The sequence below is a fragment of the Shewanella sp. 2_MG-2023 genome (genome assembly GCF_030548905.1).
Classification (GTDB): domain Bacteria; phylum Pseudomonadota; class Gammaproteobacteria; order Enterobacterales; family Shewanellaceae; genus Shewanella; species Shewanella electrodiphila.
The window spans coordinates 111,238-135,278 of record NZ_JAUOSO010000015.1 but is presented as its reverse complement, the minus strand read 5'-3'; the positions used below and the strand labels follow the sequence as shown (position 1 = coordinate 135,278).

Below are 24,041 nucleotides of genomic sequence, written 5' to 3'. Positions count from 1 at the left end.
TAATCCCTGTAAGTCACGACAAAGGAGCGCTAAATGTCTATTGTGTTCAACGTATCATTATTTTCAGTATTCATGTTTACCCTGTTGAATCCTGTATATGCCCAAATAGAAACCCAAAAATTACCAGATACCGGCCAAAGTGTTCAATATGATGTAAAGGGAAAGCCTTTATCCATCTCTAATAGTAGCTTGTTTACTGGTCAAGACGCTTCAATTGAAGGTAACGCATTGAGTTATAAAGATAATGAAGATGGAACGGTGACAGACTTAAATACCGGGTTAATGTGGCAGAAAAGCCATGATACGACCAAAAGGAATTTAGCTGATTCAACTAAAGTGATAAACAATATGACCTTAGGTGGTTACGATGATTGGCGTTTACCTACAATTAAAGAACTCTATTCACTGGCCAATTTTGATGGGCAACTAATGAAGCCTGAAAGTGGTCAGGAGAGTCGTCCGTACCTTGATAGCGCTTATTTTGATTTCAATTATGATAAACGTATTCCATTTGCTGGCGCTTTCTGGTCAAGTACTGTTTACAATAAAAGTGCAGTGCAAAACTTTACTGCACATGGCGGTCTTCAGGGAGGGTTCGGCTTTAACTTTGCAGATGGGCATATTAAATCATATGAAACAGGCTTGTTTTTCGATCTAACTACCATTAAAAAATCTGACCATATGTTTGTACCTGGCAATTTTGTACGTGCAGTTCGCAATACTACAACGCTCTATGATATGGACTATATTGATAACAATAATGGCACTATCACTGACCAATCAACTAGTTTGATGTGGGCTAAAAATGATAGTGGTCAACAAATGGATTGGGTCAAAGCTCTAGCTTATGCAGATAACGCTTTGCTTGCAGGTTATAGCGATTGGCGATTACCCAATGCCAAAGAGCTTCAATCATTAGTTGATTATGAGAAAAAAGACTTACCAGCAATAAACACTGAGTTTTTTAACGTGACCCAGACTGAATTTAAATCACAACAGGACGCCTATTATGTTTGGACGAGTACGACTCAAGGCGACTTTAAACACACTGCTGTTTATATTTCGTTTGCGCAAGCTTGGAGCAAGAAAGACTCAAATGCTACAGAATATTTTGATTGGCATGGGGCTGGTGCGCAACGAAGCGATCCGAAAAGCGGTAAACCATCGGATTATGAACTTGCTTCTGAAATGGCAAGTGATTACATTTCCATAAATAATTGGGTCCGCTTGGTTCGTGATGTTAAATAATTAGCAGTGAAATTTAACCGCCGCATGGGCCAGTTTGTTCTACTGGCCAATTAAAATTATCTTGTTAAGCGGCTAGATAAATTTGTTCCTTTCTAATTATCTATTTACTCGTCTTGATACTGTTGAACAAGCTTTGCATATCAACAATGGGCTTATGTATTTCATTGTCATCACGATGAACAACTAAGATGTGACAAGCCCCCGACTTCAAATAATTGAGTCGGTTTTAGTCGATAGTATTTTTCTTCTATATCCTTTGATAATTCTGCATAAGGCTGTGTCATTACGTCCTGCAGTTGGTGCAGCAATTCATAATTTCCTTCAGCGGCTTGTTGATAAGCAGGTACAACAAACCACTCACGCAAAATATATTTGGGATTGACAAGTTTCATATGTGCAGATATTTCTTCGGTCGATTGTGGTCCAGAAACATTGTTATTAGTACTGTTTGCAATACTATTATCACCACTGATATCACTAATACTAATGTTGATAAGTACTTTCCAATCATCAAGCCACGCTTTCCAGCGATGATTCAATGTTTGTTCATCTGCCTCCCCTGCCAAATCGGAATAAAAACTTTTTTGTAAAGGGGTTATATCGTCTGGAATAGAGGAGAGCTCTCGGAAGAAAATAGTATAATCAACCTTCGTTTGCTTCATCAGCTTGTCTAGCTCACTGAGCATCGAGTTGTAAAGTTGCTGATGATTATTCATGTTTAAATGTTCAAAACCGAGCTTTTTTGCCCACATGGTATTCATTTGTGTATGCATGACATTTGAAAAACCATCTTGAATTTCATCAAATTGTCTTAAACACTCATGCTGATCAGATAACAAAGGACGTAAAGCTGAACAAAAACTATCAAAGTTTTTTTGTGCTGCGTTAGGTTGGTTCATCAAAGCAAAATGTAATCCTCCACCTGTCCAAGGCGAGTATTGAGGATCAAAAACATCACAAAAACCAAAGGGGCCATAGTCAAGTGTGTAACCACCTGCTGCACAATTATCACTATTGAAATTACCTTGGCAAAAACCAACTCGGATCCATTGTCCGATGAGCGATGTTAGCCGACTTCTAAACTCTTTTGCCAATAAAATTATTTGTGCAGCTAAAGGAAGCTCCTTATCGATTACATCAGCGTATTCACGCTGTATTAAATGTAACACTATCTTTTCGAGTTCTTGCAATGCATTTGCGTGTTCTTGATGACGGACACGTCGAGCAAAAAGCTCAAGTTGTCCAACACGAATAAAGGACGGTGCGACGCGCGTTGTAATCGCAACAGATTCGGATATTAATATATCAGGATTTTCCGAGCGTGAATCTTCTGAGTACCATGGACGTTGTACTTTATCCGTTGAAACATACAAACTTAAAGAACGCGATGTAGGTACACCTAGAGCGTGCATATGCTCTTGAGCTAAAAACTCACGAATACTTGAGCGTAATACAGCTCGACCGTCAGCACCTCTACAGTATGGTGTTCGCCCGCCTCCTTTTAATTGCATTTCCCAACGTTGGTCGTTGATAACGGCCTCAAATACTGAGATCGCGCGACCATCGCCATAGCCATTACCCGTTTGAAATGGGCATTGCTGAATATATTCAGTACCGTAAATAGAAAGCGCATAACCAGTTGACCAACCAACTTGACGCATAGGCTCAGGAACCTGAGACAAGTCTCCCGAAAATAGACGTACAAAATCAGGGGACGTCGCCAAACAGTCGTCAAAACCAAGTTCTAAAAACAAGTTTTTACTGTGTGCAACGTATTTGGGATTTGTAATTGGAGTCGGTCTAACTGGGACATAATGGCCTGAGAATACTTGTCGAGTTTGGTGATCAATACCGCTACTTGTAGCATCTGGATCTCTATGTAAGCTATCCAAAAGTGAATAACTTGCTGAACTAGCGAGTTGAGTTAATGTTGTTATTTTCACGCTGTTTTGTTGAGACTGACGATTGGACATATATAGTTATACCAAGATTGATAAGAAAATTTTCAATGCATTGTTTATCCTAACGGTTCAGTTGATAAGTTAATAGCTTTAACAAATAACAACAAAATAATCATCTTAAAAATTGATGTGCGTTAAGAATGTCTCTTTAGTAGTAATGCTTTAGAATACGTGACTAAAATCAAGTGACAGTAAAATAATTTCCAATAAACATGTGTAATTTTGATTAACGATTTGAAGCATGCAGTATGACTAAACAATCAATTAAACAAGCAATGAAACAATCAATAACAACATTGATAGAACGTAGAATGTTGCTGACTGATAACCTTGTTAAGTAGTAATCTAAACACTTAATGGGATAACCATTATGTCATTGATACTGAAGATGTAATTACAAGATGAGATAAAGCATATCGATGACATGATCACAAACTAGAACAACTTAGCTAGCTAAATCAGAATCTATATAAGCTTGAGAATAATCTAGAAGTAGAATGTGATATTTGTGGAGAACCGATTCTAAAGCACTTAGCTATTCTAGGTGTATTGAATCATTAAATTGAATGCTAAAAACAAACACAAACACAAAGCCTACACAATTGGCTTGGATTTCTATGTAAGTTTAAAATTTAAACCATGTTTGATGAGGCACAAAGCGGATGATAGTTGCTTATAAGCTTTAGGTTATATCAAATTGCGTTTTTATAGATTGTGCGAAACGAATTATGAGTATGCTATAAAGAAGCTAACCCCTTTTAAGTCTAATCCCTAATATTTTAATCCTAAATAGTGTCTAATCGTTACGAAACATTGAAATAAGCTGCTCATCTATCAGTTCAGGTGATTGATGGTTAGCTGTCACAGCCTCGTCACAATACACGCGTTTCTTACAAGACATCAAACATAACTGCCACAGCTGCTTTTTTGTTTCTATATCTAAACTTTTAATATCTGCAACGCAGATGTGTCCACTTTGGATAAGCGAAGCCATTTTATCAAGTGGAATAGAAATATTAAGTTGTGTCATTGTGTTGTCCTCAAAAATTCAATATAGCAATTATATATTAATGAGAATGATTATCAACACGATTTAAACTGTTAACTAATATTTTTATGTTAATTGCCTTATTATTGGTTATCAGCTAAAAAATCGAACCAGGTAGACTTGCTGACCCCATCTTGTTTATAGCTCACTATTGTTCGCCAAACCATATAATTACTGCTGCAAGATCCATAAATTGCAGTTCCCTTGAATGATTTTTGATCGTCTGTTTCTAGTCTGACTGGAATAACGCCCATAAACATATCGCGACCTTCAATTCTAATCTGTACATCGCTCACAGGTACTGAAAACGTAAGTTGTATGTCTAATGGTTTTTCACTTGGTGTGAAAACAGGGTTTATCATGAGAGACACGGTTTGGTTGTTTACACTTTGTTCACAAACTTCTTTAGCAAATTGACATAACGTTTGATCAACAACTTCACTTTTGCTTACTTCCATTGGAGGTTGAGAATCGCATCCTACTAAATTAGCAATAAAAAATAACAAGAAAGCACACTTTGTTAAAAATCGCACAAATAATAACCTCATGATTCAAATTGATAACATTATCTTTAGGAAATTGATCTGGATCAAGTTTCCTCAGGTTCTCTGAGTATCTTTTTTGACGCAGCTCAAGTATCATTGCATTGCCTCATGATAGATACAAAAAACATGAGGTAACACCTTGACAGCGCGTTAAAAAGCAACTTCATTTTAGGTTGTTTTTTCAGCGAATGTCAGCCTAAACAGGTAAAGTTCTTCTTTACTATAATTAAAAGTAAAAGTAATAAGCCGTGGAAGCATTATGATGAATCATTCCCAGCCTACAGGCGCTGATTACAACTACACTATTGTTCGCCAATTCGCATTAACCACAGTTTTGTGGGGAATCGTTGGTATGGCAGTTGGTGTATTGATTGCGGCCCAGTTAATCTGGCCACAACTAAACTTTGAAACATCATGGTTAACGTATAGTCGTCTTAGACCGCTACATACGAATGCTGTGATTTTCGCGTTTGGTACTTCAGCCCTTTTCGCAACATCCTACTATATCGTACAACGCACCTGTCAAACCCGATTATTTGCACCTAAATTAGCTGCATTTACATTCTGGGGTTGGCAAGCCATTATCCTCTCAGCTGCAATCACCTTACCAATGGGTTTCACCTCAGGTAAAGAGTATGCAGAACTTGAGTGGCCTATTGATATCGCAATTACCATTGTCTGGGTTGCTTATGCAGTAGTGTTCTTTGGCACAATCATTAAACGAACTACGTCGCACATTTATGTTGCTAACTGGTTCTTTGGTGCTTTCATTATCACGGTAGCAGTACTGCACATTGTTAACTCAATGGCGGTTCCTGTGAGCTTATTCAAATCATATTCCATGTACTCAGGCGCAGTCGATGCGATGGTACAGTGGTGGTATGGACATAATGCGGTTGGTTTCCTACTAACTGCAGGTTTCTTAGGGATGATGTATTACTTCGTACCTAAACAAGCTGGTCGCCCTGTTTATTCTTACCGTCTTTCTATCGTCCATTTCTGGGCATTGATTGCATTGTATATTTGGGCTGGTCCACATCACCTTCATTATACTGCGTTACCTGACTGGACTCAGACTCTAGGTATGGTGATGTCGTTAATCTTATTTGCTCCATCTTGGGGTGGCATGATTAACGGTATTATGACGTTATCAGGTGCTTGGCATAAGTTACGTACCGACCCAGTTTTACGATTCTTAGTTGTTTCATTATCTTTCTATGGTATGTCTACCTTCGAAGGACCAATGATGGCGATTAAAACAGTAAACGCCCTTTCGCATTACACAGATTGGACTGTTGGTCACGTTCACTCTGGTGCATTAGGTTGGGTTGCGATGGTTTCTATCGGTTCGCTATATCACTTAATACCTGTGTTATTCGGTCACGGCCGTATGTACAGTACTAACCTAGTGAATGTGCATTTCTGGTTAGCGACGATTGGTACCGTTTTATACATCGTAGCAATGTGGATTTCTGGTGTGATGCAAGGTCTAATGTGGCGTGCAGTTAACTCTGACGGTACATTAACTTATAGCTTTGTTGAAAGCTTAGAAGCTTCTTACCCATTCTACTTTGTCCGCTTTATTGGTGGTGTGTTCTTCTTAACTGGTATGTTCATTATGGCGTACAACGTCATTCGTACCGTTAATGCACCTAAAGATACTTTACCAGCATTAGCTGAAGAAAAAGCATAAGGAGCAGAACGATGAAATTTAATCATGAAATTATCGAAAAAAACATCGGTCTGCTAGGTATCTTTACTGTTATTGCCATCAGTTTTGGTGGTTTAGTTCAGATCACTCCGTTGCTATTTTCTAAGGATACAACTGAACCAGTTGAAGGGTTAATTCCGTATACTGCATTACAGACTGAAGGTCGTGATATTTATGTCCGTGAAGGTTGTTATAACTGTCACAGCCAAATGATCCGCCCTTTACGTGCTGAAACTGAACGTTATGGCCATTACTCTGTAGCTGGTGAGTCAGTTTGGGACCACCCATTCCAGTGGGGTTCTAAGCGTACTGGACCTGACTTAGCTCGAGTTGGCGGTCGTTACAGTGACAAATGGCATGAAGTGCATTTGATTAACCCTCGTGATGTCGTTCCACAGTCTAATATGCCAGCTTACCCTTGGTTAGCTGAAAATAAACTAGACGGAAAACTCACTGGTAAGAAGATGCAAATCTTAAGTAATTTCCATCCGGATCATAATCTGTATACCGAAGAAGAAATTGCTCGCGCTCAAGCGGCTGTTGAAGGCAAAACTGAATTAGAAGCGTTAATCGCTTACCTTCAGTCTTTAGGCCACGCGCTGAAATAAGGAGGCAATTATGGATTACGGAACGTTACAAGGCATTCTTACCATTATTGTTATGGTCGTATTTGCTGGCATCTTTTATTGGGCGTATAGCTCTAAAAGCAAAGCTGGTTTTGATGAAGCCGCTAACCTGATTTTTTCTGACGAAGAAATTAAAAGCCAAACTAATCATTCAGGAGATAATAAGTAATGAGTATCTTTTGGAATGTGTGGATTATTTTTCCGACGCTATTAGTTATTGCTGGTTGTTTCTTCCTTTTACGTGCTTGTTCAAAGAACAAGACCGGAATTGAAGAAGGCGAATCAATGGGTCATACCTTTGACGGTATTGAAGAACTAAACAACCCACTACCAAAGTGGTGGGCATACATGTTCTATCTCAGTATTGTTTTTGGCCTGATTTACCTAGCGTTATACCCAGGTCTTGGTAGTTACCAAGGTTTATTTGGTTGGACGAGTTCTAACCAAAGTGTGGGTTACGAAGAAGGTATTAAAGCTGACTCGAAAGCTGCGGTTGAACTCGCTAAAGCTGAAAATCGTTTATCACAATATGACCGTGAAGTTGCGGCTGCTGATGAAAAATATGGTCCTATCTTTGCTGCATATCTAGCGACGCCGTTAGAAGATTTAGTTAAAGATGAAGAAGCATTAAAAGTTGGTGGACGTTTGTTCCTGCAAAATTGTGCTCAATGCCATGGTTCAACAGGTAGTGGTGGTATTGGTTTCCCTGATTTAACTGATGGTAATTGGTTATACGGTGGTGAACTAGCCACAATTAAGACTTCTATCATGAACGGTCGAAACGGTATGATGCCTCCAAAAGGCGGTTTACCGATTGAAGACAGTGAAATACAAGGCTTAGCTGAATACGTGTTCAAACTATCTGGTCGTGACCATGACGCTACGTTAGCAGCGCAAGGTCAAGGTTCATTTATGAAAGGCTGTTTTGCTTGTCATGGAATGGACGGCACAGGTAATAAGTTTATGGGCGCACCTGATTTAACTGACAATGCTTGGTTATACGGTGGCAGTCGCTTGCAAGTGATGCAATCAATTGCAAACGGTCGTGCTGGTGTTATGCCAGCGTGGAACGACATCTTAGGTGAAGAAAAAGTTCACGTAATATCTGCTTACGTTTATAGCTTATCAAACAAATAGTTACACCTCGGTAACATCAAAGGCTTCGTGAAAACGAAGCCTTTTTTTTAAGTGATTCTTAAGCCTTTTCAAGGTAAAATAACATAATAATAATTCTTAATATTTAGGACCTTTTTATGTCTGATGTTCAACCCTGGTATAAGCATTTTTGGCCTTGGTTTATTGTTGTTCTACTTCTTGTCGTTGTCATTAAAAGTATGGTGGCAATGAGCATTGCAATTGATAATGCAGACTCGCTGGTTTCTGATGATTATTATAAAGAAGGTAAAGCCATCAATATGGATTTACGTAAAATCAAACAAGCTAAAAACTTAGGTATGCAGTTTTTAATTGAAGTTCATGACCATGAATTAAAAATTTCCCAGCACGGCGGCCCTGAATACCGCGCCGCACTTCAAGTCAGTTTCATTCACCCGACTCTTGAAGATAAAGATTTTAGAATCAATGCGACTGCAGATGGTAACGGTGATTTCAGAATCGGATTATCTGAAGCAATTTCAGGTCCGTGGAATGTAAGATTACAAGGCTTTGATAATAGCTGGCGTATCCAGCAACGTATTGATATACAAGATGATGTAGAATACTGGTTGAATTAATCTTCATGCAAAATTGCTTTCACTGTAATGAACCTGTTTTAACTGGTAGCGAATTTACAACCGTTATTGATAATCAGGCACAACCTATGTGTTGTCCTGGTTGTCAGGCTGTATCGCAAGCCATCATCGACTCTGGGTTAAGTAGCTATTATCAATTTAGAAGTGAACCAGGCAGTAAGCAAACTGCGCTTGTTCCATCTGAGTTGGCTCAATTTTCTGCGTATGATCTTCCTGAAATCCAACAAGACTTAGTCCATTCAAAAGATAACCAAAATACGCTTTCAGTTTCTATCGAAGGGATAACTTGTGCAGCTTGTGCTTGGCTAATTGAACATAAATTAAAACAGCTTCCTGGCATAATTAGCATTGCGGTCAACTCTACTACCCAAAGAGCATTAGTCTGTTGGGATGACTCTCGTGTAAAACTCAGTGAAATACTATCAGAAATCAGCCGTATTGGTTATCACGCTGCACCCTATCAAATAGATGAACAAGAAAAACTCAGTAAACAAGAATCGCGAAAGTTTCTACTTCGTCTTGGACTAGCTGCATTCGTCACCATGCAAGTAATGATGTTTGCACTGGCTTTATATTCTGACTACTTCATTTTAGAAGATACTGAAATGAGGGATTACTTTCGCTGGGTCAGTATGACGCTTGCCGCTCCTGTAGTCTTTTACTCTGCTCAACCTTTTTACTTCAGTGCCGTTAGAAGTTTGCTCGGCGGTAAGGTCAATATGGATTTATCCGTTTCTTTAGCTATCGCTGGCGCTTATATAGCCAGTTGTATCGCGACAATAAACGGCACTGGTGAAGTGTATTTTGAGTCTGTCACCATGTTCACTTTCTTTTTGCTATTAGGACGTTTTTTCGAACAAAAAGCAAAACAAACCGCATCCGTCAGTTCGAGTAATCTACACAAACTCGTACCGTTAACAGCTAATTTAATATCTGATTCAATAAATAACTCCTCTGCTAGTGAAGTAACTGAAATTCCAGCTAAACGATTAAAAGTTGGAGATACCATTTTAATCAAACCTGGTGAAGTCGTTGCTGCTGATGGGATCATATTATCAGGTAAGTCTGGCTTAAATGAATCAATGTTAACTGGCGAACAAATGCCATTTATCAAAAGTGAGCGAGATACCGTGTATGCTGGCACTATTAATGTAGACCAACCTATTACTGTTCAAGTAACCGCATTAGGTCAAGATCAATTAGTCGCTGAAATTATCCGTTTACAAGAGGTAGCCTCAAATACGAAACCTAAAATTGCCTTGCTCGTTGATAAATCTGCCAGCTATTTTTCAACGGCCATCATTGCTATAGCGGGGATCACCTATTTTAGTTGGCTATTTATTTCACCAGATGATGCTTTCTGGGTCATGTTATCGGTATTAGTCGCCACCTGCCCTTGTGCACTTGCATTAGCAACACCAACAGCAATCACATGTTCTACGGCAATATTTACCAAACTGGGGATTATTGTTCAAAAAGCGGGCGTATTTGAGAAACTACCATTAATTGAACATGTCGTATTTGATAAGACCGGCACATTAACGTGCGGAACTGTCTCTATTCAAAAAACAATCATTACAGATGACCTTGTTAATGAGCATTCAGCTCTTAATTACGCTGCAGCGCTTGAAATGGGTTCTATTCATCCAATCGCAAAAGCATTTGCACCATTTGTTAACTCAGACATTATCGCAACAGAGATCATCCACCATGTTGGGCTAGGAATATCTGCCAAGGTTAATGAACATACCGTCAAATTGGGTAATGCTCAGTTTGTCGGCCTCGATGCGTCACATTGTAAAGGCCAATTACTTTGGTTATCTATTGATGACATAATAACTTCCTGCTTTATTTTGCAAGATGCTATCCGTATTGATAGCGCACAAGCTGTAACAGAACTTCAGACGTTAGGTATTCAAGTCAGTATGGCAAGTGGCGACAGCAGTAAACATGTCACTGAAATAGCCCGTCAATTAAATATACAACAAGCTTATGCAGGCTTAAGCCCACAAGACAAACTTGAATTGATAAATAATTTACAACAAAAACAGCAGGTTGCTATGTTTGGTGATGGTATCAATGATGCCCCAGTACTCGCTGGTGCCAACTTATCTGTAGCAATGGGAAGTGGCAGCGCAATTGCTAAAAATAGCGCTGACTTAATTTTACTTGGCGATCATCTTTCTAAATTCATTCAAGCAATAAAACTTGCTAAACTAACCAATAGAATAATAAAACAAAATCTAATTTGGGCGTTTGCTTACAACATCATTATATTGCCGTTAGCCGTAACAGGTCATGTCGTTCCGTATATAGCGGCGATTGGTATGTCGATAAGCTCAATTATTGTTGTTTCTAACAGTCTTCGCCTGCTAAGGGTAAAACTATGAGTATCATCTACGTATTAATTCCCATTGCCATGCTTTTCGTCGTGGTCGCTGTAGCCGTATTTTTTTGGGCGGTAAAATCAGAACAATTCGATGATCTTGATAGGCAAAGTGTGTCGATATTATTTGATGAAGATAAGCCTACTGTGACTACAGATTATACTAAGACGCTCAATGATGACGTGGTAACTGCTAACTCTTTTGATGATGAGCAAATTGATTCGGATAAATCTGCAACCAAAAAGACTCCGCAAATTGATTGAATATAATGTATGGGGAGCATTCCTGGTCGGATTAATGGGCGCTGCACATTGTTTTGGAATGTGTGGTGGTTTAATTGGCGCTTTTGCTACTAATTTGCCAGCAACATCTTCAAATCGTTTAGCAAACCAATTAAGTTTTTTACTCAGTTATAACTTTGGCCGTATTGCGAGTTACACGATTGCAGGTGCGTTGGCTGGAGCAAGTAGTGCTGCATTAGGCTACATGTTCGATGTTGACAGTTATCTCATTGGTTTAAGAATACTTGCCGGCATTATGATGATAATAACTGGACTTTATATTGCCCAAATATGGTTCGGAGTCGTCCATATTGAAAAACTTGGTAAAGGTTTATGGTCGTTACTCAAACCTATTGCTAATAAATTGTTGCCGATTAAAACCCAGTTTCAAGCAACGATTGCAGGGATGATTTGGGGATGGTTACCCTGTGGTTTAGTTTACAGTACCTTAACCTGGTCAGTTGCATCAGGTGATGCATTGAACGGAGCTTTGGTGATGTTTGCTTTTGGCCTTGGAACACTGCCTGCATTGTTAAGTGCTGGATTAACCGCTAAAAAATTAGCTGGATGGGTTCAAAAAAAGCAAGTACGACTTTTAAGTGGGATCTTGATTGTAGTATTTGGCTTACAAACTATTTATATCGCCATCATGCAGCTAAACTAGCTCAAGCTTTGTTATTAGTTTAACATGGTATTGTAGTAATTAATTGAGAGTATATATGCCTACAGATCAAACTAAACAGCTTCGTGCATCTACTGGTGGTTGTGCAATTCATTGTCATGATTGCAGCATGGAGTCACTTTGCATTCCTTTCACGTTAGATAATAACGAACTAGATAAACTAGACGAAATTATTGAGCGTAAAAAACCAGTACAAAAAGGCGACCAGATATTCAAGTCAGGTGATCCTCTCAAATCCTTATTTGCTATTCGCTCTGGTACAATCAAAAGCTTCACTATCACTGAGCAAGGTGATGAACAAATTACCGGATTCCATTTAGCTGGTGACGTTATAGGCTTTGATGGAATTCATTCTCAAATTCACCAAAGTTTTGCGCAAGCTTTAGAAACTGCAATGGTGTGTGAAATCCCATATGACACATTAGATACTCTCTCTGGCACAATGCCAAAGCTTAGACAGCAAATAATGCGTTTAATGAGTAATGAGATCATGGGCGATCAAGAAATGATTTTGTTATTGTCGAAGAAAAATGCAGAAGAACGTCTTGCTGCATTCATCAATAATCTTGCAAACCGTTTCGGCAGTCGAGGCTTCTCACCTCATGAATTCAGGTTAACGATGACCCGTGGTGATATTGGTAACTATCTTGGTTTGACGGTTGAAACAATTAGTCGATTACTGGGCAGGTTTCAAAAAGCAGGTTTGATTGAAGTCAAAGGTAAATACATCACTATTATTGATCATGTTGCACTCAGCCAATTAGCTGGAAACTCAAGAATTGCCACTTAATTGAGTTAGTTTTCATTTTATGATCTAACGCAACGACATCACCGCAGTTAAGAGTGATAGTAATATAAAAACAGCTTGGAGGTTTTATGAAGGATTATAATAAGATTTTGGTAGTCATTAACCCAATGACTGACCATCAACCTGCTCTGGCTAGAGCCGTTGAACTTGCTTCCAAGTCCAATGCATCTATCACTGCATTTCTCACCATTTTTGATTTTTCTTATGAAATGACTTCAATTCTTTCAAGCCACGAAAGAGAAGCTATGCGTCAGGGTGTTATTGACCAACGCGAAAGCTGGTTAGCTGAAGCTATTTTGCCTTACGCAAAATCAGGCTTAACAATTGATACTAAAGTGGTTTGGCATAACAGGCCTTTCGAAAGCGTTATAAAATACGCCATCGAACAAGATGTCGATTTATTAGTAAAAAGTACCCATGAACACGACAAATTAAAGTCTATTATTTTTACTCCAACTGATTGGCATTTATTACGTAAAGCCCCTATTCCAGTATTAATGGTAAAAGATCATGATTGGCCAGTGGCTGGTAAAATCTTATGTGCAGTAAATGTGGCTTCAGAAGATGATGAGCATTCAACACTCAATACCAAAATAATTGAAAATGCGTTGAATCTTGCAGCTAAATTCTCAGCCCAAATCCATTTAGTGAATGGTTACCCTGGTACCCCGGTTAATTTGGCCATTGAGTTACCTGAGTTCGATGCTGCAAGTTATAACGATACCGTCAGAATGCAGCATGAACAGCGAATTCAATATTTGGCCAACAGTTTTAATATCCCTTTAGAAAACTGCCATGTAGAAGAAGGTTTACCTGAAGATGTTATTCCTGAGCTTGCCTTAAAACTCGATGCAGAGTTAGTCATCTTGGGGACTGTGGGCAGAACTGGTTTTTCAGCAGCTTTAATTGGTAATACCGCTGAACATGTCATCGATAGTATCAATTGTGACTTACTTGCAGTAAAGCCTGAGGGTTATAAATCACCTCTTGAAGACTAAAGTCTTTACCATCGGCTTGAATGCTGGAATAATACGCGCCCTGAAACGATAGTTACTGGGCGCTTTTTAATGTCTGAAATGCAACAACAAGAAAAACACTTGGCAGATCGCCAAGCTAAATTAGAAAAGAAATTACGTCATGATGTTGGTCGTGCGATAGGAGACTATCAAATGATTGAAGAAGGTGACGTTATCATGTGTTGCCTTTCTGGCGGTAAGGACAGCTATGCAATGCTCGACATCTTGTTGAACTTGCAAAAGCGTGCACCAATTAAATTTGAAATTGTTGCAGTTAACTTAGATCAAAAGCAGCCTGGATTTCCTGAAGATATTTTGCCTGCGTACTTAGATACGTTAGCAGTGCCATATCATATTCTCGAAAAAGACACTTACTCAATCGTTAAAGATAAAATCCCTGAAGGCAAGACAACATGCTCTTTATGTTCTCGTCTGCGTCGCGGAACTTTATATGGATTTGCGCAACGTATTGGTGCGACAAAAATTGCTCTAGGTCATCATAGAGACGACATCATTGAAACATTATTTTTAAATATGTTCTTCGGTGGAAAAATGAAAGCAATGCCACCTAAATTGTTATCAGATGACGGTGCTAACATGGTCATTAGACCTTTAGCCTATAGCAAAGAGAAAGACATTGCAGAGTATGCGGAGCTGAAAAAATTCCCTATCATCCCTTGCAATCTGTGTGGTTCACAAGAGAACTTAAAACGTGGCGCTGTAAAGGATATGTTGAATCAATGGGATCGTGACTTTCCAGGTCGTATTGAAACAATTTTTACTGCGATGCAGAACACGTCACCGTCTCAAGGTGTTGATAGAAACGCTTTTGATTTTATCAGTTTGCAGCGTGATGCAGATGCTCCTTTATCCGGCGATGTAGCCGAGTCTGATTTACCTGCTTTTGATTTTTTAGATACCACGAATAATGGTCATATCAATTTAGATGAAGCAGCTAAAATTAATATAGTGACAACTTACAAACCGTAAATGGTTGGTCTGTTCTTGCAAAAAAGAAGCCCTCAACTGAGGGCTTTGTTTTTTCTATGCTTTGCTATTTCAACAGTTCAAATGACATAAGGGCTGACAACAAAGGGCATGGCATTAAAACTTAAGGCTTTTAGGTTTGCTAATTGTTCAGAAGTGAGTTGTAACTGGTTTGAAATTGATTGTGCTTTACCATCAATTGTTGCGGTAACAGGTAAGTCGGAATCCGAAAAGCGAAATGTAAGTCCAGTAATTGGTTTACGGAAATACTTCATTGGGAAACCTTGCTGACCATCTAACAATGCATCCATATCATCCTTAACTGCCATGAGTTCCGCTTGAACATACTCTTGTTGAGTTGACTTAGCACGTACTTGCATTGCAACACCACAAAGTGAAGAGTCCCCTTCTACTTCAATATTTAACAAACCTCGGTCTGACTTTAACTGTGCATCAAATGGCAAATATAAACGCTGGTGTTTATCGTAAGTCAGTGGGAATTCATCTTTTTCAGTGGTGATGTTACCTGAAATCATTTTACAGTTATCATTTTTAGGTACGCTAAAAGCAATTTCAACCAACTGATAATTATTTTTATTAACTTGTTTTAGTCTTTCATAAAAACCTGCATATGGAATAGAAACAGAATCAGCGATCGATGTTGGACTTAACAACACGAAAGCGACTAACATTGGTATCTTTACTAACTTCATTTTCTATAATCCTGCTAAATACGCTTTGTTTTGGCGTAACATCTCTAGTAGTTCATCAATATAAGCATCTTTACGTTCTGAGTAATGAATGAGCCCGAAAACTAATTTCTCAGCTGAAGGTTCGATATTTTGCGAACGTAAGTCAGCTCTCATTGATCTTAATAAACGGTATGCTGAATTGGTGTTTAAATTTAGCATGTAAGCTGCTATTGAATCTTCAGGTGTATCAAACGACGCTACTTCATGGTTCATTCCTGCTTTTCTGGATAAAGGCACTAAACCGCAACCTTTAGAAAAACACCATTGTCCGAAGTAATTGTTGCCTTCTTTAGCAAACCTAGAGCTGCCCCAGCCTGTTTCGTTTGCTGCTTGTATTAATACCATTCTTGCTGGCACGGTATCGACTCTAATTAACAAGGGCGTTAAGGTTGTTTCGTCAAACTTTTTAACAGAGTAATTATATTTCTGTGTTAATTGTTTTAGCTTAAAGATTTCGGCATCGGTTAATGCTTTTTCATTGGCTAGGTTTGCCAGGATGACTTTTAAAAAATTTCGTTCTTTTAAAATAAGCGCATTTTGATGATTTACAGCTGGCGCCATATAATCAAAAAACACTTGTTTTTTAGTTGGAATATCACTGATCTCAGTAAAATTAGGAATTGTTTCTTGTTCTTTCTCATTTTGCTGAATTTCTGGTGTTGATACTAAAATTTTCTCCAGTGTAGGAACAAGCCAAACACGGATCAAAATAATGCTAATTATAACAACCCCTAACCCAAGGGTGAACTTACCCACTCTACCTGTTCTCAAAAACAATCCTTCCTATATAATTTTCATTGATTATACCGAGAATCATAACTAAAAGCAGTCTTGTGTTTGTGCTATTATTTTAAGTATGCATTTTTAGCATCAGACGATAGCTAGAAATGACATTATCCATGGTCGCAATAAAAGTCATCAAGAGTATGAAAGGAATCAAAAAATGATGAACCAACCATTACAGCAATATGATCACGTCGTCGCATTGGGCGGAGGTCACGGTTTAGGCAGAGTCCTTGCTGCATTATCCTTTTTAGGACCCAAGTTAACTGGAATTGTAACAACAACTGACAATGGCGGTTCAACTGGTCGTATCCGCCAAGATCAAACAACTATTGCATGGGGGGATTTACGTAACTGTTTATCACAGCTCGCCAATCGTCCTTCTATCGGTACCATGTTATTTGATCATCGATTTAATGGCGATAATGAGCTAAATGGCCATAATCTTGGCAATATTATTTTGTATGCCCTAGAACAACTTTGCGTCAGACCACTTGAAGCGATTAAATTAATCAGAACCATTCTGAAAATTGATACTCGTATTATTCCCATGTCTGAAGAACCCACACATTTAACTGCACTAAATGTCGAAGGTCAGATGATATTTGGTGAAACGAACGTTGATGAAATGAGTGAGGTGCCTAGTTCACTAAATCTCGAGCCTCAGGTAACAGCAACTTGTGAAGCCATTCAAGCGATTAATAAAGCAGAGCTGATAATCATTGGCCCAGGAAGCTTTCTCACTAGTGTATTACCTCCTCTTTTACTTCCAGCAATTGCTACTGCCATTTCCAATTCAAATGCTCAAATTATTTTCATCGATAATTTAACAAACGAAGTATGTGCAGCAAATAAACTGTTGTTAGAAGATAAATTAAACTGGATAAACCAATTGTTGGGAAGAAATGCTGTCAATAATGTCATCAGTCACGCAGAACATATTGATGTTGGTGAATTTGTAAGTTTTTTTCCGCTTGTCAGTGATCACCATGCGGGTTTACATAACAAAGAAGCTTTAGCTACTGCATTATCAACAGTCATGAACAAATAAACAGTCATGAACAAATAACAGTCATGAACAAATCAACTTAAATTAAGATTATAAAAAAGCCTATAAGTATTTGCTTATAGGCTTAGACAGTAATCACAATGTGTTTGTTATCTGACGGATTTAAATAACCTGCGCAATCGCTTTACAGATAACCGGAATATTTTGTTTTGTCATGCCCGCAACGCTGATACGTCCTGAACCCACAATATAGACAGCAAACTCATCTTTAAGTCGATTGACTTGATCTTTATTCAGTCCAGAAAAACTAAACATACCATTTTGACGAGAGATGAAACTGAAATCTTGGTCAACGCCTTCTGATTTTAATGTCTCAACAAACAAAGTACGCATTTCGGCGATGCGTTGACGCATTTCGGTCAGTTCAGATTCCCATTCTTGACGTAGAGCATCATCTGATAGAATAGTACTCACAATCAAACCGCCATGTGCTGGTGGATTTGAATATGTTGCTCGAATAGTTTTCTTGATCTGGCTAAAGCTTTTTTGGGCTGCGTCTTCATCAGCAGCAACAATAGTAACTGCGCCAATACGTTCATTGTATAAGCCAAAGTTTTTAGAAAATGAGTTGGCAATTAATAGCTCTGGTACTTTTGCAGCAACAATGCGTAAACCTTGAGCATCTTCTTCAATTCCTGCGCCGAAACCTTGATAGGCAAAATCAAATAAAGGTACAAGTTCTTTATCTGCACAAAGTTGACCAACAATTTCCCACTGTGCAGCATCTAAGTCGATACCAGTCGGGTTGTGGCAGCAACCGTGTAATAAAATAAGATCGCCAGCTTGAGCACTTTGTAAATCAGTAATCATCGCATCAAAATCCATATCATGGGTTTCTGCTTTGTAATAGCCATACTCTTTTATTGATAAGCCAGCAGTTTGAAATATGTTTTGATGATTAGCCCATGTTGGGTTACTTACCCATAAGGTCTTAGATTCAGTATTCCTAACAAGAAATTCAGCGGCAACTCTTAATGAGCCTGTTCCGCCTGGTGCTTGTGCAGTGAAGGCTCGCTTGTCATTAATGATGTCGCTGCCTTGTCCAAATAGTAAGGTTTGAACGACTGCATTGTATTGTTCTACACCTTCGATCCCTAAGTAATTTTTCGTTTTCTCAGCTTCTAATAAAATTGCTTCAGCTTTTTTAACAGATTTAAGTACAGGGGTTTGCCCTGCTTCATCTTTATAAATACCAACACCTAAATTGACCTTTTCACTACGTGTGTCTTTTTTAAATGCATCTGTTAAACCTAAGATAGGATCGGCTGGAGCTTGAGGGACCTGAGAAAATATCATTACTTCTTTCCTTCGTATGAAGTGAACCACTATTTTTAGTATTTATACCATTGAATAGGTTTTTGAAATAGTGACTTTTGGTCATGAACAAAGAATTAGTTCACAGTTTGAACATTTGACATTTTAATTAGGTTTTAAATGGATATTTAATAACGTATTGATGATTTTCCATATTCATAAATGACTATTCATAGATATGGCTAACAATTCGACTAAGCGTCTTAGTTTAAAAATCCTATGGAATTTGATGTTAAACATCGCACTTTAACGACATAAGAAGCCATCGTTAGCGTAAAGCATGTTGAAGCCTTCGTATCTTGCTTATATACCATATTATTGTATTAAGAATATGATACCCGAGGCAAGACTTGAACTTTCACGCCCGCTTTTAAAGCGACAACGGATTTTATCTTTCTTCAATTGATTAAATCTCAGAGACAAAAAAGCCCTGTTAACATCAAGAGTGTTGAGGCTTTTTTGCACCATACTTACGTATGCAAGCTCTTTAAAAGAGAATATGGTACCCGAGGCCAGACTTGAACTTGCACGCCTGGTTTTAAAACGACAAGGGATTTTATCTTGCTTCAATTACTCAAATGTCAGACATAAAAAAGCCCTGTTAACATCAAGAGTGTTGAGGCTTTTTGCACCGTACTTACGTATGTAAGCTCTTTAAAAGAGAATATGGTACCGGAGGCCTGAGATGAACTGGCACGCCTGGTTTTAAAACGACGAGGGATTTTATCTGGCTTCAATTACTCAAATGTCAGACATAAAAAAGCCCCGACTAATGTCGAGGCTTATTTATAATGGTACCCGAGGCCAGACTTGAACTGGCACGCCTATTAAGCGAGGGATTTTAAATCCCTTGTGTCTACCGATTCCACCACTCGGGCATAAGTGTTGTTTTAACCGTCTAGTTTAAAGCACTAAACAATTAAACAAAAATTGTGGAGGCGCGACCCGGAGTCGAACCGAGGTCGACGGATTTGCAATCCGCAGCATAGCCATTCTGCCATCGCGCCGTTGTTTGATTGGAGCGACATATCGGGTTCGAACCGATGACCTATACCTTGGCAAGGTATCGCTCTACCAACTGAGCTAATGTCGCATATCAAACAAAACACTTAGTTAAAACGATAAATCAATTTGTCCCTGAGTGCGGAATGGAATTCTACCGTTTTACGCAAATGTGTCAATGCAGAATTACTATATTTTAGAGCTTTTATAACCGTTTGATGTATAAATCAACGTATTGAACAATTATTGTCTATTAAACCATGACAGCCAACAAAAAAGGCACTTCTACTAAGAAGTGCCTTTGAAATGATGGTTCTTAACTTAGTAAGTTTACGCTTCTGGTAAAGAAAGCGTTGTAAGTCCAAGCATCTTTTGCATGACGCCGACTACTTGACAGCTATAACCGAACTCATTGTCATACCACACGTATAAAATAGCACGCTTGCCATCAGCAATAGTTGCTTGAGAGTCAACAACACCAGCATAGCGAGAACCCACTAAGTCACTTGATACAATTTCAGTAGAATCAGTGTAATCAACTTGGTTTTTCAACTCAGAAGTCAATGCGATATCTTTTAGGTATTCATTTAACTCATCGCGATTTGTTTCGCCGTTTAAGTTAACACTGATAATGGCCATTGAAACATTTGGTGTCGGTACACGGATAGCGTTACCAGTTAACTTACCTTCCATTACAGGTAATGCTTTTGCAACCGCTTTCGCTGCACCTGTTTCAGTAATAACCATGTTTAATGGCGCACTTCGACCACGACGGTCAGCACTATGATAGTTATCAATTAAGTTTTGGTCATTAGTATACGAATGGATTGTTTCAACATGTCCGTTTTCAATGCCATACTTATCATTCACTGCTTTTAATACAGGTGTAATAGCATTGGTTGTACAACTTGCTGCCGAAACAATCATATCCTCAGGAAGGATATCATTTTCATTCACACCGTAAACGACGTTCTTAATTGCACCCTTAGCAGGAGCGGTTAACAGTACTTTACTTGCACCTTTACTCTTAAGGTGAAGACCAAGACCATCTTCATCTTTCCAAATACCGGTATTATCCACAACAAGCGCATTATTGATGCCGTATTGTGTGTAATCTACTTGATCAGGTGAATTAGCGTAAATGATTTGAATATATGTACCATTAGCAATAATGGCGTTATTTTCTTCGTCTACTTCAACAGAGCCATTGAATGGCCCATGAACTGAGTCACGACGTAATAAACTAGCACGCTTTTCTAAATCACCTTTTTTACCGCCACGTAAGACGATTGCGCGTAAACAAAGCTTATTACTCTTACCCGTTTTTTCAATCATTAAGCGGGCTAATAGACGGCCGATACGTCCAAAACCGTATAAGACAACATCTTTAGATTCTACATCGTCACCAAAGTTTAAGCCTTGCTCTAACTCTTTAGTCATGTAGGCTTGAATTTGAGAAGCATCGGCATTATCACGCCAGTAATTAATAGCTAACTTGCCAATATCCACTTTACAGTGCTTTACTGATAACTTGCTTAATGCTTCAACGAATGGAAAGCTTTCACGTAGGCGTAATTTTTCGCCAATATGACGACGAACTAGGCGATGCGCTTTAATAATTTCAATTGTAGATGCGTTTAAAAGTGGTTTACCATAAACTAAGACTTCAACGCCTTGATTACGATATAATTTACCAAGTAAAGGCTGCATAGCCTCTGCCATTTCGAAACGTTCTTGCCAACTTTGTAGGTGTTTATCAGCGCTCATTAAAAAGATCCTTTATCTCACATTTCAGCATAGGGTGCAGAAAGCATTGAGTAACAAAAAGAAAAGACCAATAGTCATTATTTTATAGGGTTATCCCCGTTTGGTCGGCGACATTGTAATGAAATTTACGCTTTTTCGCCAGTAAGAAATTTTTAGTAAACGTGTAATTTTATTAGAGAAATTCCACTTTTGGAGCCTGTTTTGAGTAAAAGTTTAGTAATAATTACATCATTTTCGATATTTGCTGCTTTATTCGGCTTATTTGGTTGTGATGTTGGCCGAAATAGTGGCAGCATTTGTAAAAATAATCCTGAACTTTGTGCTGATTTACACCGAGATAGTTGGTGTTTAGTAGAAAAAGGCGACTTAATTCGTAGTAGATACCAATTAAAGATAACCACTGAGCCTACAGGAAAACAACTATACGACCAATTAATAAAGCTTGAGTCATATAGCAAGTGCATAGAATTAGCTGCTGGTGTTATCCATATACAAAACACCGACCGGACTTTAGATAGAGAAAGAGCATATGCTGTTAGCACACAAAATTTAATCCAGTTAAGAGAATATACCAAGGACAACCCAGACAATTACCTTGTGTATTATCGTTGGACAACGTTTAACGATATACCTTCGCGTGATACGTTAATTAAAGCTGAGAAAAATGGTGAAATAACAGAACCATTTATACTTGCTCAGCTTGCGTCACATTATATTAAAACGGATATGAATAGAGCAAAGATGCTTTATTTACACCTATTGTCCCACGTTAAGCCTAAAACAATTGACCCTGATTGGTTACTCGCTCTCGCTACAATTTATCGTTGGGAGCAAAATGTTGATAATGAATACTTATTGACTAAGGCGAATACATTAATGAGTGACAACATTGCCTCACAAGAAAAATTATTAGCGCTTATAGCTAATGACAGTAACCGAGCGCAGCAATTAGATTTAGAAGCGATTGAGCTCGTTAGACTATTAAAAACAGCTCAGTTCGATACAAGTGAAATTAAATCAAAATTTGAATAAACAAAGACCACCTTGTTAGCTACACTGAGTACAATTAATTAACAGTTAACGCTGTATTACACTTTCAAAAAAATCGCCAACAGCAGCTTATTTCTGTAATTTGTAAATTAAATACAGATATTTTGCACTTTATTAGCGTTTTGAGGCTTTTTTACTTGACGAAAATCGTTAATTTGGTAATTTTACTACCATATGATTTACGTAACAGATTTATAATCACTTGAGGGATATGCAATGACTATCCGTGTAGCAATTAACGGCTATGGCCGTATCGGTAGAAATGTTTTACGTGCGCTTTATGAAAGCGAAAAGGATTACCCAATTGAAATCGTAGCTTTAAACGATTTGGGTGATGCTTCAATCAATGCTCACCTTACCAAATATGATTCAGTACATGGTCGTTTCAACGCTAAAGTTGAACATGATGATGAAGCCATCTACGTTAATGGCGATAAAATCCTGACTTTTCAAGAACGAGACCCTTCTAAATTACCTTGGGCAGAATTAAACGTTGATGTTGTTTATGAATGTACTGGTATTTTCACATCTAAAGAAGCAGTACAACCACATTTAACAGCTGGCGCTAAGAAAGTTATTATTTCTGCTCCAGGCAAGAATGTTGATGCAACTGTTGTTTACGGCGTGAACAATGACGTGTTAACCAGTGATATGACTGTGATTTCAAATGCTTCATGTACAACCAACTGTTTAGCTCCTTTTGCGAAACCGTTGAATGACTCTGTTGGTATTGAATCTGGTTTAATGACTACTATTCATGCTTACACCAATGATCAACGCTTATCAGATGTTTACCACACTGATTTACGTCGTGCTCGTGCAGCAGCAATGTCTATGATCCCAACGCAAACTGGGGCAGCTGCTGCTGTAGGTTTAGTGGTTCCTGAACTTCAAGGTAAGTTTGACGGTTTAGCTGTACGTGTACCGACTGTCAACGTATCTCTTGTAGATCTAACTTTCCAAGCGTCTCGTGACACCACAGTTGAAGAAATTAACCAGATAGTGGCAGATGCAGCAAAAACTTCACCATTGAATGAAGCGCTTGCTATTAATGTAGAACCTTTAGTCTCTATCGATTTCAACCATAATGCATTTTCTTCTAACTTTGACGCGACTCAAACACGTGTTAATGGTCGACTTGTTAAAGTAATGGCTTGGTATGATAACGAATGGGGTTTCAGTAACCGCATGTTAGATAATACTGTTGCATTAATGACAGCTAAATAATTTGTTTTAATTTGTAAAATTGAAAC

22 protein-coding genes and 3 tRNA genes are annotated in these 24,041 nt (G+C 38.4%); 15 read left to right on the top strand and 10 right to left on the bottom strand.

The window, feature by feature from the left end:
- Positions 1–33: 33 nt before the first annotated feature.
- Positions 34–1,248 (top strand): DUF1566 domain-containing protein, encoded by a 1,215-nt coding sequence (locus Q4600_RS15590; protein ID WP_303518218.1) that lies wholly within the window; start codon positions 34–36, stop codon positions 1,246–1,248.
- A gap of 170 nt (positions 1,249–1,418) precedes the next feature.
- On the opposite strand, the gene Q4600_RS15585 is transcribed toward Q4600_RS15590, so the two are convergent.
- The 3 genes from Q4600_RS15585 to Q4600_RS15575 all read right to left on the bottom strand — a co-directional run bounded on the left by Q4600_RS15585 (position 1,419) and on the right by Q4600_RS15575 (position 4,790).
- Positions 1,419–3,221 (bottom strand): YdiU family protein, encoded by a 1,803-nt coding sequence (locus Q4600_RS15585; RefSeq protein ID WP_303518221.1) that lies wholly within the window; start codon positions 3,219–3,221, stop codon positions 1,419–1,421.
- Between the two features lie 784 nt (positions 3,222–4,005).
- A complete protein-coding gene (locus tag Q4600_RS15580; protein WP_102527321.1) occupies positions 4,006–4,239 on the bottom strand; it encodes a hypothetical protein in 234 nt (77 codons plus the stop codon).
- Positions 4,240–4,340: 101 nt separating this feature from the next.
- The gene (locus Q4600_RS15575) at positions 4,341–4,790 is read right to left on the bottom strand and encodes a hypothetical protein (RefSeq protein ID WP_303518224.1); all 450 of its coding nucleotides are present in this window, start codon (positions 4,788–4,790) and stop codon (positions 4,341–4,343) included.
- Between the two features lie 271 nt (positions 4,791–5,061).
- On the opposite strand from Q4600_RS15575, the gene ccoN reads away from it, so the two are divergent.
- The 11 genes from ccoN (at position 5,062) to ttcA (ending at position 15,054) form a co-directional block, all read left to right on the top strand.
- Positions 5,062–6,495 carry a cytochrome-c oxidase, cbb3-type subunit I gene (gene ccoN / locus Q4600_RS15570; protein WP_102527319.1) on the top strand — a complete coding sequence of 478 codons (1,434 nt, stop codon included), beginning with the start codon at positions 5,062–5,064 and terminating at the stop codon, positions 6,493–6,495.
- 11 nt (positions 6,496–6,506) lie between these two features.
- Positions 6,507–7,121 carry a cytochrome-c oxidase, cbb3-type subunit II gene (gene ccoO, locus Q4600_RS15565; RefSeq protein WP_102527318.1) on the top strand — a complete coding sequence of 205 codons (615 nt, stop codon included), beginning with the start codon at positions 6,507–6,509 and terminating at the stop codon, positions 7,119–7,121.
- Positions 7,122–7,131: 10 nt separating this feature from the next.
- Positions 7,132–7,308 carry a cbb3-type cytochrome c oxidase subunit 3 gene (locus Q4600_RS15560; protein WP_102527317.1) on the top strand — a complete coding sequence of 59 codons (177 nt, stop codon included), beginning with the start codon at positions 7,132–7,134 and terminating at the stop codon, positions 7,306–7,308.
- A complete protein-coding gene (ccoP, locus tag Q4600_RS15555) occupies positions 7,308–8,276 on the top strand; it encodes a cytochrome-c oxidase, cbb3-type subunit III (protein ID WP_102527316.1) in 969 nt (322 codons plus the stop codon). Before Q4600_RS15560 ends, ccoP begins: the two co-directional genes overlap by 1 nt.
- Before the next feature lie 116 nt (positions 8,277–8,392).
- Positions 8,393–8,872 carry a FixH family protein gene (locus Q4600_RS15550; RefSeq protein ID WP_102527315.1) on the top strand — a complete coding sequence of 160 codons (480 nt, stop codon included), beginning with the start codon at positions 8,393–8,395 and terminating at the stop codon, positions 8,870–8,872.
- Complete coding sequence (locus Q4600_RS15545) at positions 8,872–11,280, top strand: heavy metal translocating P-type ATPase metal-binding domain-containing protein (RefSeq protein ID WP_303518236.1); 2,409 nt, start codon at positions 8,872–8,874, stop codon at positions 11,278–11,280. The genes Q4600_RS15550 and Q4600_RS15545 overlap by 1 nt, the downstream gene beginning before the upstream one ends.
- Positions 11,277–11,540 carry a cbb3-type cytochrome oxidase assembly protein CcoS gene (gene ccoS, locus Q4600_RS15540; protein ID WP_303518228.1) on the top strand — a complete coding sequence of 88 codons (264 nt, stop codon included), beginning with the start codon at positions 11,277–11,279 and terminating at the stop codon, positions 11,538–11,540. Before Q4600_RS15545 ends, ccoS begins: the two co-directional genes overlap by 4 nt.
- Positions 11,533–12,222 (top strand): sulfite exporter TauE/SafE family protein, encoded by a 690-nt coding sequence (locus Q4600_RS15535; RefSeq protein ID WP_102527313.1) that lies wholly within the window; start codon positions 11,533–11,535, stop codon positions 12,220–12,222. Before ccoS ends, Q4600_RS15535 begins: the two co-directional genes overlap by 8 nt.
- Positions 12,223–12,277: 55 nt before the next feature.
- Positions 12,278–13,030: an electron transport transcriptional regulator EtrA gene (gene etrA, locus Q4600_RS15530; protein ID WP_102527312.1), complete on the top strand. Its 753-nt coding sequence runs from the start codon at positions 12,278–12,280 to the stop codon at positions 13,028–13,030.
- Positions 13,031–13,116: 86 nt separating this feature from the next.
- A complete protein-coding gene (gene uspE / locus Q4600_RS15525) occupies positions 13,117–14,046 on the top strand; it encodes a universal stress protein UspE (RefSeq protein WP_102527311.1) in 930 nt (309 codons plus the stop codon).
- Positions 14,047–14,115: 69 nt separating this feature from the next.
- Entirely contained in the window at positions 14,116–15,054 is a 939-nt protein-coding gene (gene ttcA, locus Q4600_RS15520; RefSeq protein WP_198589539.1) for a tRNA 2-thiocytidine(32) synthetase TtcA, read from the top strand.
- Positions 15,055–15,131: 77 nt separating this feature from the next.
- Here ttcA and Q4600_RS15515 read toward each other — a convergent pair whose 3' ends face one another.
- A complete protein-coding gene (locus Q4600_RS15515; protein ID WP_303518231.1) occupies positions 15,132–15,764 on the bottom strand; it encodes a DUF2987 domain-containing protein in 633 nt (210 codons plus the stop codon).
- A gap of 3 nt (positions 15,765–15,767) precedes the next feature.
- Positions 15,768–16,574, bottom strand: a complete 807-nt coding sequence (locus Q4600_RS15510) for a glucosaminidase domain-containing protein (protein ID WP_229368683.1) — start codon at positions 16,572–16,574, stop codon at positions 15,768–15,770.
- Positions 16,575–16,746: 172 nt separating this feature from the next.
- Between Q4600_RS15510 and yvcK the strand changes: the two genes are divergently transcribed.
- The gene (yvcK, locus tag Q4600_RS15505) at positions 16,747–17,637 is read left to right on the top strand and encodes a uridine diphosphate-N-acetylglucosamine-binding protein YvcK (protein WP_102527308.1); all 891 of its coding nucleotides are present in this window, start codon (positions 16,747–16,749) and stop codon (positions 17,635–17,637) included.
- 120 nt (positions 17,638–17,757) lie between these two features.
- On the opposite strand, the gene Q4600_RS15500 is transcribed toward yvcK, so the two are convergent.
- From Q4600_RS15500 to Q4600_RS15480, 5 genes are all read right to left on the bottom strand, one after another.
- Positions 17,758–18,951: an amino acid aminotransferase gene (locus tag Q4600_RS15500; protein WP_102527307.1), complete on the bottom strand. Its 1,194-nt coding sequence runs from the start codon at positions 18,949–18,951 to the stop codon at positions 17,758–17,760.
- Between the two features lie 810 nt (positions 18,952–19,761).
- Positions 19,762–19,847 (bottom strand) — tRNA-Leu (locus tag Q4600_RS15495).
- Positions 19,848–19,902: 55 nt separating this feature from the next.
- Positions 19,903–19,976, bottom strand: a tRNA-Cys gene (locus Q4600_RS15490).
- Between the two features lie 10 nt (positions 19,977–19,986).
- A tRNA-Gly gene (locus Q4600_RS15485) sits at positions 19,987–20,062 on the bottom strand.
- 239 nt (positions 20,063–20,301) lie between these two features.
- Positions 20,302–21,738, bottom strand: a complete 1,437-nt coding sequence (locus tag Q4600_RS15480) for a glyceraldehyde-3-phosphate dehydrogenase (RefSeq protein WP_229368680.1) — start codon at positions 21,736–21,738, stop codon at positions 20,302–20,304.
- 201 nt (positions 21,739–21,939) lie between these two features.
- Here Q4600_RS15480 and Q4600_RS15475 point away from each other — a divergent pair, with 201 nt between their 5' ends.
- Entirely contained in the window at positions 21,940–22,770 is an 831-nt protein-coding gene (locus tag Q4600_RS15475; protein WP_248956422.1) for a DUF2989 domain-containing protein, read from the top strand.
- A gap of 234 nt (positions 22,771–23,004) precedes the next feature.
- Entirely contained in the window at positions 23,005–24,015 is a 1,011-nt protein-coding gene (gap, locus tag Q4600_RS15470; RefSeq protein WP_303517133.1) for a type I glyceraldehyde-3-phosphate dehydrogenase, read from the top strand.
- The last annotated feature ends 26 nt before the right edge of the window (positions 24,016–24,041 follow it).